This is a genomic window from Paraburkholderia dilworthii (genome assembly GCF_000472525.1).
Lineage (GTDB): Bacteria > Pseudomonadota > Gammaproteobacteria > Burkholderiales > Burkholderiaceae > Paraburkholderia > Paraburkholderia dilworthii.
This window is the reverse complement of record NZ_AWZT01000019.1, coordinates 1-12,233: the sequence shown is the minus strand read 5'-3', so window position 1 is coordinate 12,233 and position 12,233 is coordinate 1. Positions and strand designations below refer to the sequence as shown.

At 61.9% G+C, this 12,233-nt stretch carries 10 protein-coding genes; 8 read left to right on the top strand and 2 right to left on the bottom strand.

From position 1 onward, the window contains the following. The first annotated feature begins 70 nt into the window (after nt 1–70). The 4 genes from F759_RS0117695 to F759_RS0117680 are packed head-to-tail and all read left to right on the top strand — an operon-like array spanning nt 71 to nt 4,170. Complete coding sequence (locus tag F759_RS0117695) at nt 71–2,461, top strand: HAMP domain-containing protein (RefSeq protein ID WP_027801057.1); 2,391 nt, start codon at nt 71–73, stop codon at nt 2,459–2,461. 43 nt (nt 2,462–2,504) lie between these two features. Beyond that, nucleotides 2,505–3,239 carry a methyl-accepting chemotaxis protein gene (locus F759_RS44855; protein WP_027801056.1) on the top strand — a complete coding sequence of 245 codons (735 nt, stop codon included), beginning with the start codon at nt 2,505–2,507 and terminating at the stop codon, nt 3,237–3,239. After that, entirely contained in the window at nt 3,236–3,775 is a 540-nt protein-coding gene (locus tag F759_RS0117685; protein ID WP_027801055.1) for a hypothetical protein, read from the top strand. The genes F759_RS44855 and F759_RS0117685 overlap by 4 nt, the downstream gene beginning before the upstream one ends. A gap of 29 nt (nt 3,776–3,804) precedes the next feature. Beyond that, the gene (locus F759_RS0117680; RefSeq protein WP_007178665.1) at nt 3,805–4,170 is read left to right on the top strand and encodes a response regulator; all 366 of its coding nucleotides are present in this window, start codon (nt 3,805–3,807) and stop codon (nt 4,168–4,170) included. A gap of 661 nt (nt 4,171–4,831) precedes the next feature. Here the strand turns inward: F759_RS0117680 and F759_RS0117675 are convergent. Then, nucleotides 4,832–5,590: an SDR family oxidoreductase gene (locus tag F759_RS0117675; protein WP_027801054.1), complete on the bottom strand. Its 759-nt coding sequence runs from the start codon at nt 5,588–5,590 to the stop codon at nt 4,832–4,834. Between the two features lie 103 nt (nt 5,591–5,693). After that, nucleotides 5,694–6,656: a GlxA family transcriptional regulator gene (locus F759_RS0117670; protein ID WP_027801053.1), complete on the bottom strand. Its 963-nt coding sequence runs from the start codon at nt 6,654–6,656 to the stop codon at nt 5,694–5,696. Between the two features lie 266 nt (nt 6,657–6,922). Here F759_RS0117670 and F759_RS0117660 point away from each other — a divergent pair, with 266 nt between their 5' ends. The 4 genes from F759_RS0117660 to F759_RS0117645 all read left to right on the top strand — a co-directional run bounded on the left by F759_RS0117660 (nt 6,923) and on the right by F759_RS0117645 (nt 11,530). Then, nucleotides 6,923–7,861, top strand: coding sequence for a LysR family transcriptional regulator (locus F759_RS0117660; RefSeq protein WP_027801051.1), 939 nt, complete (start codon nt 6,923–6,925; stop codon nt 7,859–7,861). 122 nt (nt 7,862–7,983) lie between these two features. After that, on the top strand, nt 7,984–9,177 hold the full coding sequence (locus F759_RS0117655; protein ID WP_027801050.1) for a CaiB/BaiF CoA transferase family protein: 1,194 nt from the start codon (nt 7,984–7,986) through the stop codon (nt 9,175–9,177). Further along, a complete protein-coding gene (locus F759_RS0117650; protein ID WP_027801049.1) occupies nt 9,174–10,157 on the top strand; it encodes a hydroxymethylglutaryl-CoA lyase in 984 nt (327 codons plus the stop codon). Before F759_RS0117655 ends, F759_RS0117650 begins: the two co-directional genes overlap by 4 nt. A 41-nt stretch (nt 10,158–10,198) precedes the next feature. Beyond that, entirely contained in the window at nt 10,199–11,530 is a 1,332-nt protein-coding gene (locus F759_RS0117645; protein WP_027801048.1) for an MFS transporter, read from the top strand. Nucleotides 11,531–12,233: the final 703 nt, after the last annotated feature.

Here is a 12,233-nt window from a genome sequence, read left to right as displayed (position 1 = left end):
GATTTCATTTCGCATAAAAACGCGCTGCTCCAAACGAGGGCAGACGCGAAGGCCAGAACCCGGGGTTCACATGACTATCCGTCATCGCATCACGCTATTGGTTGTTTTAATGTTCGTTGCGTTATCCGCGATTGGCGGCTACGCCGTCTATCAAACGCGCGGCAGCGCAGCCGAAGTGCGCAAGGTCACCGAAGGCGTGGTGCCAAGCGCGCTCGCTTCAGCGGACCTTGTGTCGCAAGTCAAGGACGTGCAGCTCGCTACGATGACGCTTGTCTACGCGCCCGACGGCGACGTTGTCGCGCAGGCGCAGGACGAACTGAAGAAGAAAAGAATCGTGCTGCAACAGGCGCTGGCAGTACAAGCGAGAGACGCGGCGAGCCATGCGCAAAAGGGCCTCGTTTCGCAGGCCAGCGACAGTCTCGACAACTATTTCTCCGCGATTGCCGAGACGGCGAAAATGAAAGCCGACGGCAAGAACGAGCTCGCGCAGGCGTATCTGTTTGCGAACGTCGCGCAGTATCGCGACGAACTCGAAGGCATTGTCGAGACGCTGCGCGTCGAGAAAAACCGCGAGAAAGACGAAGCGATTACCGCGCTCAACGCGACACTGTCGACCACGACGACTGCGATCGCTGTCGTGACCGGCATCGCGATTATCTTGCTGACTTCGATCGGCGCATTGCTCTACCGTCAGATCACGCGCCCGCTTAGCCGCATGCAGGCGATGATGAGCGAGATCGCGTCGAGCCAGGACTTCACGCGCCGCGTGCCGGTTGGGCGGCTCGACGAAATAGGCCATTCGATTGTCGCCTTCAACGGCATGATCGAAAAGATCCAGCAAAGCTCGGCGCAACTCAAACAGAAAACCGCCGACATTCAGGCAATGTTGCAGAACATGCAGCAGGGCATTCTGACCGTGATCGACGGCGCCGTGATCCACGCGGAGTACTCGGCGTATCTGGAAGACATCTTCGAGACGAAGGACATTGCCCGACGCGGACTCATGGATCTCGTGTTCGCGGATACCGACCTGGGCGCCGATGCATTGTCGCAAGTCGACGCCGCCGCGCATGCGTGCCTCGGCGAAGACTGCATCAATTTCGCGTTCAACCAGCATCTGCTGGTCGGCGAAATTTCGAAGCGCATGCCCGATGGCCGCGTGAAAGTACTCGATCTGAGCTGGTCCGCGATTACCGACGAAAACGACACGATCGTCCGCTTGATGCTGTGTGTGCGCGACGTGACCGAATTGCGCAAGCTCGCTGCGCAAGCCAGCGAGCAGCGCCGGCGCCTCGACATGATCGGTGAAATCCTTGCTGTCAGCGAAGAGAAGTTTCATCACTTCATCGAGAGCTCGGCGGGCTTTATCAGCGAGAACGAGCGCATCATTCGCAAGCATTCGGAGGCGGACCATGCGGCGATTGCCGAACTGTTCCGCAATATGCACACCATCAAGGGCAACGCGCGCACGTATAACTTGCAGCATCTGACCGACGTCGTTCACGAAACGGAGCAGAGCTATCACGAACTGCGCCAGCCGGACGCGGATCGCCCGTGGGATCAGGAGCATCTGATGCGGGAGCTGACACGTGTGCGCGAGGCAATCGAGAGTTACGCGAGGATCAACGAACAGAGTCTTGGCCGCAAGGGCAAAGCGCAGCAAAACGATGCCGGCAATGCGGGGCGCTATGTGATGGTCGACAAGGAACAGATCCAGCACACGTTGAATCTGCTCGACAGGTCGGATGCACGCGAGCCGCACGAATTTCGGGCGATGCAGGAGACACTGCGCCGGAATTTGCGCGCGCTCGGCAGCGAAAGCATCCGCGATGCGCTGTCAGGCGTGCTCGGCTCGCTGCCGTCGCTAGCAAGCGAGTTGGGCAAGCCGGCGCCGACCGTGCATATCGACGACAACGGTTACCGGCTGCGCGCCGAGGCGGCGAGCACGCTGAACAACGTGTTCATGCATTTGCTGCGCAACTCGATGGATCACGGCATTGAACCCGCCGAGGCCCGCAGCGCGACAGGCAAGACGCCGGCCGGCGCTATTTCGATCGAGGTCGGCGTGGACAACGGTGCATTGCAGATCACACTCAGCGACGACGGCCGTGGCCTTGCGCTCGAACGGATACGCGGCATTGCGGTGGAGCGCGGCTGGATCGGCGCGGACGAAACACCGAGCGACGAAGGCATCGCCGAGTTCATTTTCCGGCCTGGCTTTTCGACAGCGGACACCGTCACTGCGGTGTCGGGGCGAGGCGTCGGCATGGATGCGGTGCGCGATTTCCTGAAGCGCGAAAACGGCAGCATCGAACTGCGCTTCACCGACGATCACAAGGGCGCGGCCTTCCGTCAATTTCAAACTATCGTGTGTCTGCCGGACAGCGTCGCCGTAGACACGCTCGGCACCGAGTCTCGCAACGAAGACGGCGAAGTTCGCATCGACGCAATGACGCGCTGAGCATTTTTGCGCCGCACGTCGCGGCGCCCTTCAAGGAATGGTTGTGATTCAACAGTATCTATTGGCGGCGCTGGCGGGCAGCGCCGCGACCGCGTTGCTCGGGTTCGCCGCGCATCGGTTGTACGTTGCGAGGCTTACGGCAAGACTACGCGCCGATGCACAAGCGCGAATCGATTCACTCGAGACCGAGCAGGCCTCGCTCGACGTATCGACCCACGAGCGCGAGCAGGCCGCGCATGAACTGCAAACGCAAACAGCCCAATTGCGCGCCGAGTTGATGGAGCGATCGGCAAGCGTCGACGAACTGCGCGCGACGCTCAAAGGCTTGACCGAAGACAAGGCGCAGTGGGCACAACAGGCGAGGCAACTTGCCAGTGAAGCCGCGCGCCTGAAAAGTCTCGGCGCCGCGTTCGAGCGTTGGCACGAGCAAATGATCTCGCTGATGACGCAGAACCACGACATGCACGCGAAAAACCAGGAGTTGTCGTCGATCGTGCGGCATGTGGTGATCGTGTCGCTGAACGCGTCGATCGAAGCGGCACGCGCGGGCCCCGCCGGCCGAGGCTTCGCGGTGGTGGCGAGCGAAGTACGCTCGCTCGCCGCGCGTTCGGAGGAATTGTCGAAGAGCTATCGCGACAGCCTGCATCGCAACGACCTGACCACGACCTCGACGTTTCAGGACATTCAGGCGGGCGGCAAGATGATTGCGGCGTCGCTTGCGAGCGTGGAGTCGATGGCCAGTCAGTTTCACTCGAAGCTGGACGAGGTGCCCGCGTGATTACGGCCCACGCAAAGGACAGCTTCGAGCGTATTTTTCGCAAGGCCGCGCAGGCGCGCTTGCCGTTGAGTCCGGACGATCCGTGCGACATCGTGCCCATCGCACAGGCCGACACGCACGCGACACCTGGCACACAGGTGGTCGTACTGACCATTTCGTCGATCGTATTCAGACTGCTGCTGATTCTTCATTTCGACGAGAACGACAGCACGCGCGCGTATTACCTGAAAGAAGGCGACGAGCGGCCGTTTCAGGATGCGTTTCTGGAAATCTGCAACCTGTGTTGTGGCGCGATGAACCAGGAACTGTTGCGCTACTTCCCGGACCTGGGCATGTCGACGCCCTACGTGCTGAGCGCGCGTTGCTTGCCACATCTGCATGAACTAAAGCCAGGGCTGCTGTCTTCGTATTCGGTGACGCTCGGCGGCATTGCGCGGCTTGGTGCGACCTTATGTGTTTGTGCGTCTGCGCCGGTCGACTTCATCGCGGATACGAGCGCCATCGAGGAAACCAGCGGTGAGCTGGAGCTGTTTTGATCTTCCGACGGATTGTTGAAGGAAAAGATATGTCGAAAATTCTGGTAGTGGATGACTCGAGCACGGTGCGCGACGAAGTGGCCGGCTTTCTGAAGAAAAACGGTCTCGATGTGGACACCGCGGTGGACGGCAAGGACGGTCTCGCGAAACTGAAAGCCAGTCCAGGCATCAAGCTCGTGATTAGCGACGTCAACATGCCGAACATGGACGGCCTCACGATGGTCGAAAAGATTCGCGGCGAACTCGCGAACAAGACCGTCAACGTCATCATGCTGACAACGGAAAGCAGCCCCGCGATGAAAGAGCGCGGCAAGGCGGCGGGCGTCAAAGGCTGGATCGTGAAGCCGTTCAAGGGCGACGCGGTTCTTGAGACGTTTCGCAAGCTCGCGAGCTAATTGCGGGGCGCGATTGTCGAAGGTGAGCCTTTTCGGGAGCCAGTCGACGAACGGGCCGAACGCCCGGTTTGCTCTGCTTGTTGCTGCCGGAATGCGCCAAATCCGCTGAAGGTCCGACCCGCGCGGTGATGAAAGGATGCTCCACGTGCCGTGTCGTTCACGCGAAGGTGAGGAAATTCAGGAGCCGATGACGCGCTGCATCGATCCGTGAGCGGTACAACCGAGGCCGCCTCACCGTTCTTGTAAGTCGGATTCGCTGCCCACGAGTGCTCGTGTATCGAATCGCGCCCACGGCTTCTTACCTGGGTATCCCGATCATTCGCTGATTCAAAAGGTGAGAGTTTTCGGGAACCGTCTGTTTGGCGGAGGCGATGCCCCGACCAGTATGGCTTTGCGGCCTGTCCCCGACTCCCAAGGTGAGCGTTTTCGGGAGTTGCCAAACCGCTGATCGCCGCCGGGCGTTGACGGCTTCCAGTCAAAGGTGAGCGTTTTCGGGAGCGTGCGGTTCGCCATCGTATTTCCAGCAAGTAGCGAAAGCAACGCGCGAGAAGCCCCGCATACAGAGCCCGATTCGTGCGATGACCCGCTGCAAAAGTACGCGAATCATCGCCGCGTGCGCTCAAAGGTGAGGTTTTTCGGGAGCTACGACAATGGCAGCGCGTCAGGCCGGCTTCGCAATCTCGCGGATATCGGCCACTGGCGTTTCACCGAATGCATCGCTCAATGCATAGTCGAGCAAGTGAGCCGCGGACTGATCGGGCGTGGAAAGCTGGCCGTTGCGTTTGAGGTCCTCGAACTTCTCGCGCATGGGGAATTGTTCAGCGCCAGTGCCGCGAATCTCCGCCTGCATATTCGTATCGATCACGCCTGGCGCGAGGCTGCAAATGCGCAGCGCGCGATTCGTATCGAGCGCGACCGCACGCGCATGATGATCGAGCGCTGCTTTCGTCGCGCAGTAAATGCTCCAGCCGGCGTACGCATTGCGCGCCGCGCCGCTCGAAATATGCATGATGCGCCGATCGCTCGCGTCCGGGCTTGCCGCGGCGAGCGCGCTCGCCAGCATCAGCGGCGCGGCGACGTTAAGGCTGACGGCGATGGCAATGGCCGCCGCGTCTTGTCCTTCTATCGGACCAATCGGCTGCACCATGCCCGCGTTGTTGATCAGCAGGACCGTGCTTGCGCCGCCAACGAATGCACGCAACGCATCGGTCGCCAGCCATTGAGCGACGCGCGCCGTATCGGCGAGTTCGAGTTCGATTTCTTCGAGCAGTGCGGGAAAGCGCTGTTTGAGCGACGCATGACGCGAGCGCGACAAACCGAGCACCGCGATATTGCGTGCGAGCAGTTGTTCAGCGAGCGCCGCGCCGAGGCCGCGTGTGTGTCCGGTGACGATTGCGCGAATCGGAGAAGAGGAGTTCATGTCGTTCCTTGAGCGTTGGCTTTGGCATGCCGTTATCTTCTCACGCATGTTTCCCGCGCGCAGCGGCGCGGCGCGGCGCGCACGCACGCACGCACGCACGCACTCAGCTTGCACGAAAGCGCTCGCGGTATTGCATCGGCGTGGCGCCGATTCTTTTCATGAAGACGATCCGCATGCGGTCGGCCGTGCCGAAACCGCAATCGTAGGCGACTGCCTTCAGCGCCGCGCTGCTGCTTTCGAGCAGCTTGCGCGCCGCATCGACACGCGCGCGCTCGACGAACTCATGCGGCGTCACGCCCGTTTCCTGCACGAAAACGCGGGCGAAATTGCGTGCACTCATTCCGGCGACATCGGCGAGCGCCTTGACCGTGAAGCTCTCGTGGATGCGCTCCATCACGTGCGCCTGGACTTTCGCGACCGGTGATGTTTCGTCGGCGGGTGCTGTGAGGTATGGGCTGAATTGCGACTGGCCGCCTTGCCGCTGCGCAAACACGACGAGTCGCTTCGCCACCGCCAGCGCGACGTGCGAACCGTGGTCTTCGGCGACGAGCGCGAGCGACAGGTCGATGCCTGCGGTCACGCCCGCCGAGGTGACCAGTTGGCCGTCGCGCAGATAGATGCGGTCGTAATCGACGCGCGCTTTTGGAAACTGCGCGGCCAGTTGGGCCGCATGCTGCCAATGCGTGGTGACGTTGCGCGCGTCGAGCAGGCCAGCATGGCCAAGCGCGAAAGCGCCGGTGCAGATGGAACCGTAGCGGCCGCATCGAGGTGCTACGTTCGTCAACCAGTCGAGCAAGCGGGCATCGGGCGGGTCGCCTTCCGGTAGTGTGGGGCCGCCCGCGACCAACGCGAGGTCGAACGGCTCGCGAGAGTGACCGAACGTGGCGTCGGCGATCAACGTCATGCCGTTTGACGCGCGCAGCGGTGCTGGTTCCGCGCTCAGCAGCGTGACCTCGTAGTGCTTTTCGGGCGCGATAAAGCGGTTGGCCTCCGAGAAGACGTCGACGGGCCCGGCGACGTCGAGCGCCTGCACGCCGGGAAAGATCGCAATCGCGACGGTGGGCATCGAATGATTCCTGTGACGATGAGCGAATTGCGCGAGCCGCGGTGCGCAACGCGGCAACTTGCGTGGAATGCCAGGCGGTCCAGCATACCAAACGCGCTTTCGCGCTGCACGGCGAGCGCAATCCGGTTGAAGTTCGGTGCAGAGCCGTTGCACATCGGCGCGATGGTTCATGAGCACACATCGTGGAGCGACCGTGCGTTCAAACAGCGGCTCCTCATCTGCATATGGGATGATTACCCACTGACCGAACTCCCGGCGCCGCGCCAATGGTGATCAAGAACCTCCTCCGCAAGCTCGACCTCACGACGCTTCAACTGTTTCTCGCCGTCTATGAAGAAGGCACGCTCACGCGCGCCGCGGAGCGCGAGGCGATTGCCGTATCGGCTGCGAGCAAGCGCCTGCTCGAACTCGAGCAGGCGGTGGGCGCGACGCTATTCCAACGCAACGCGCGCGGCATGACCCTCACGCCGGCCGGCGAAACGCTGCTGCATCACGCGCGGCGCGTGATGCGCGACATCGAAAACATCGGCATTGAACTCGCAGGCCACGCGAGCGGCGTGCGCGGTTACGTGCGGATGATGGCGAACCTGTCGGCGATCGTCGAATTCTTGCCCGAAGATTTGCGCGCGTTTCAGTTGGAGCACGAGCGCGTGAAGCTCGATCTCGAAGAGCGGCCGAGCGGCGGCGTGGTTGAAGCAGTGGACGACAGCCTGGCCGATCTCGGCATCTGTTCCGGCGACGCCGACACACGCGATCTGCACGTCGAGCATTATCGGCGCGATTCGCTCGTGCTCGTGATGCGCGACGATCATCCGTTGGCCACGCGCAAGAGCGTGGCCTTCGCCGAAACGCTCGACGGCGATCACGTCGGTCTGCATGCCGCGAGTTCCATCAACGCGCGCACGCATATGGCGGCGCGGCAGGCGGGCAAGCCGTTGCGGCTGCGCATCCATGTGCCGGGTTTCGACGCGGTGTGCCGGATGGTGCAAGCCGGCATGGGCGTCGGCGTATTGCCGCAAAAGGTCTATGAACTCATGGGCCGTCCGCTTGGACTGGTCGGCGCGCCACTCGAAGACGAATGGTCGCAGCGTAGCCTCGTGCTGGCCGTGCGCGACGTCGACGCGTTATCGCCGGTGAGCCGTCTGCTGTTCGATCATCTGCGGTCGGTCGAGGCGTCGGACGGTCCGCACACGCCGGCGACATGAATCCGCCGGATGCCGCCTGAGCGTTCGCCGTTCGCGAACGGTCGTTGGCGAATTGCGGTTGGACGCCGCCACGGCATGCCTGCAAGCTGTCTCCCAACAGAAAACTGCTTTGGAGACAGCACATGGGTGGACCCCTTCAGGGTATCCGCGTCGTCGAGATCGGAACTCTCATTGCCGCGCCGTTTGCCGCGCGCCTCATGGCCGAGTTCGGCGCCGACGTGATCAAGATCGAAGCGCCCGAAACCGGCGATCCGCTTCGCAAATGGCGCAAGCTGCATGAGGGCACCTCGCTCTGGTGGTATCTGCAATCGCGCAATAAGAAGTCGGTTTGCGTGAACCTCAAGTCGGCGGATGGAGTCGAGATCGTCAAGCGGCTTGCGGCCGAGGCCGATGTCGTGATCGAAAACCTGCGTCCCGGCGCGCTCGAAAAGCTCGGCATCGGTTGGAACGTGCTGCACGCGATCAACCCGAAACTGACGATGGTCCGCATCTCCGGATATGGCCAGTCGGGTCCGTATCGCGACAGGCCCGGCTTCGGTGCGATCGGCGAGGCGATGGGCGGTATTCGCTATACGACGGGCGAAGTAGACGGCGCGCCGGCGCGCGTCGGCGTAAGTCTCGGCGATTCGCTCGCGTCGCTGCACGGCGTGATCGGCGCATTGATGTCGCTGCTTCGCGTGAAGACCGGACAGGGCGAGGGCCAGGTGGTCGATGTGTCGCTCGTCGAAAGCGTTTTCAATCTGATGGAAAGCCTCGTGCCGGAATACGATCTGCTCGGTCACGTGCGCGAGCGCAGCGGCGGCGCGTTGCCAGGCATTGCACCGTCCAACACGTATCCCACTGAAGACGATGGCTATGTGGTGATCGCAGGCAACAGCGATCCGATCTTCAGGCGGCTCATGCAGGTAATCGGCCGGGCCGATCTCGCCGACGATCCCGCGCTCGCTCACAACGACGGCCGCGCCAAACATTGCGCGATGCTCGACGACGCCATCGCCGCGTGGACCTCGCACCATTCCACCAACGACGTGCTGGCCGCGCTGGAACGCGCCGAAGTGCCTGCGGGACGCATCTATTCGGTGGCGGACATCGTCGCCGATCCGCATTACCAGGCGCGGGGCATGTTGTTGCAGGCGCAACTGCCGGGCGGCGCGTCGGTGAAGATGCCGGGCATCGTGCCGAAACTTTCGGATACGCCGGGCGAAGTGCGCTGGCAAGGTCCGGCGCTTGGCGAACATACCGGCAGCGTGCTGAGCGAGCTCGGATTTGCAACCGAAGAAATCGAGCGGCTGCGCCGCGAAGGAGCCGTGCAATGAGCCACGCATCGAACCGTGCGTTGAACACGCAGCCCGCCGACAAGCTCATCGTGCAGGAAGTCGCACCGCGCGACGGCTTGCAGATCGAACCTACATGGGTCGAGACGGCCGACAAGATCGCGCTGATCAACGCGCTCTCGACGGTGGGCTTCACGCGCATCGAGGCGGGCTCGTTCGTGTCGCCGAAAGCGATTCCTGCACTGCGTGACGGCGACGCGGTGTTTCAGCAGATCGAGCGCCACGCGGGCGTGATCTATGTGGCGCTGGTGCCGAATCTGAAGGGCGCCGAGCGCGCGCTGGCCGCGAAAGCGGATGAACTCAACCTTGTGATGTCCGCGAGTCAGACGCATAACCGCGCGAACATGCGCATGAGTTGCGAGTCGTCGCTGACGGCGTTTGGCGACATCGTGCGTCATGTAAAGGATTCGGGCGTGTTGCTCAATGCCTCCGTGGCGACCGCGTTCGGCTGTCCGTTCGAAGGGACGATCGACGAGGATCGCGTGGTCGGCATTGTCGATACGTATCGCGAGATGGGCATCGAGGGCATCACGCTCGCCGATACGACCGGCATGGCGAATCCCCGCCAGGTGACGCGGCTCGTGACGCGAGTGCTCGAACGCGTGGCGCCTTCCGCGCTCACGCTGCACTTTCACAATACGCGCGGGCTCGGGCTCGCCAACATGCTGGCCGCATATGAAGCCGGCGCGCGCCGCTTCGACGCCGCGTTGGGCGGCCTCGGCGGTTGTCCGTTCGCGCCCGGTGCATCCGGCAACATCTGCACGGAAGACCTCGTGAATCTGTGCGACGAGATGGGCATCCCGACCGGCATCGATCTGGAGAAGCTGCTTGCGTTGTCGCGGGCACTGCCGGACTTGCTCGGCCATGACGTTCCCGGGCAAGTGGCGAAGGCGGGTCGCAACAGCGACCTGCATCCCGTGCCGGATTACGTGCTGCAAATCTCACCTTCCTTAATCCACTAAACGACCGGACGGCATCGCCGAATCCGGCATTGGAGACGAACATGAGTGACCTGGGCGCAATCGCAACCGGCGGCCGCGAGCAAAGCGCGGACGGCGCGGCGGCCATCATCCGCAAAGTGGCATGGCGGCTGATGCCGCTTATCATGATCTGCTATCTGTTTGCGTTTTTTGACCGCATCAATATCAGCTTCGCGAAGTTCCAGTTGCAAAGCGATCTAGGTCTGTCCGATACGGCGTATGGTCTCGGTGCAAGCCTCTTTGTGATCGGCTATGTTTTGTTCGAAGTACCAAGTAATCTGTTTCTATACAAGGTTGGCGCACGGCGCTGGATCGCGCGGATCATGATTTCGTGGGGTCTCGCGACGGCGGCGATGGTGTTCGTCAATACCGAATGGCAGTTCTACGGGCTGCGGTTTGTAATCGGCGCGATGGAAGCGGGTTTCGCTCCCGGCGTGCTGTATTACCTCACGCTGTGGTTTCCGCCGAGCTATCGCGGGCGGATTACGTCGATGCTGTTTCTCGCGTCGGCGTTCTCGGGACTGGTCGGTGCGCCGCTTGCCGGGCTCGTCATCGGACACATGAACGGGGTGCTCGGCATGCCGGGATGGCACTGGTTGTTCCTGCTCGGCGGGCTACCTTGCGTGTTGCTCGGCTATCTCGTGCTGAAGCTGCTGAAAGACCGCATCGAGGATGCGAACTGGCTGTCTCCCGCTGAAAAGTCGTTTCTCGCTGAGCAGATCGCGCAGCAGAGCCGTCATCCGCAGACCGGACATTCGCTGCTCGGCGCAATCAGGACGCCGGGCTTTCTCACGCTGGGGCTCGTCTACTTTCTGATTCAGGTTGCGTCGTATGGATTGAATTTCTGGACGCCGCATCTGATCCGCGTGGCGGGCACGCACAATCCGACGCTGATCGGTTTGCTCACGGCGGTGCCGTATGTATGCGGCGCCATCTGCATGGTCGTGGTGGGGCGTTTATCCGACGCGACCGGCGAGCGGCGCAAGTTCGTTTTCGGGCTGCTCCTCATGTCGGCAATCGGATTTTTTGCTGCGGGCTTCTTCGATGAACAGACGGGGTTTCTCATCGTCGCATTGGCCGTGATGGGCGCGGGAGTGGTGGCGTCGATACCGGCCTTCTGGGCGCTGCCGCCGAAGCTGGTGACCGGGGCAGGCGCGGCTGGCGGCATCGCGTTGATCAATACGCTGGGGCAACTCGGGGGAATCGTGAGTCCGATCATGGTTGGGCGCGTGCGGGATCTGACCGGCAGTACGACGCCGGCGTTGTATGTGATCGGCACGATGAGTGTGATTTGTGCGTTGATCGTGCTGCGTGGGTTGCCGGAGTCGCTGCGGAGGAGGGATGGGGTGGGGTGAGGCGGCGGCAAGCTGCTGCGCCTTCACCGTGCGCAGCATCTGTTGGATGCCGTCAGGACCAGGGGCGCGGCTATCGCGCTCTGCGTGGATAGGTTCCTGACCTGCTGGACGACCTGCGCCTTGCCGATTAGAGACAACTCGGGATTGGCGTTGGACTGACGACAAACGGCGCGTCTGCACTGTTCGAAGCAGGTCGCGCATCCATACGCCACTGCGGTCGCCGCGATACTTCTGCTCGACGCGGGCACTGACGCACGTCAATCTGAATTTTCCGCACTTCTTTTCGCGTCATTCCCATAGGAGTCCTGTGCTGGTCTGATACCGGGATGACGCCAGATCCCTCGCAATCAGTAGACAGGAACACGGCAACGGCGGTTAGGGCGATGAACGGCGCGTGCCACGGGAACCCGATAGACCGGGCGTGGAACATGGGTCAACCGGCCGCACATGTCTGTTGCACCGGATGGATGCCGTCGGACCCTACCGGAATGTATGGCGCTGACTTCTCCCGTTTACCATCTCGAATATTTTGCCGGTCGATTTTCGGAGTTTTCTCAGGACATTCCCATATCAGTCTGACGCTGCATAACGATATGCTTTCCTGATTAGTTTGAATTGCATGGGTTGGTCGAACAGCGGCGATATCTGCGCTGCGACAGCACGTGCGGCATCGTCTGATTCTGATTGGGAGATTCACTGATGG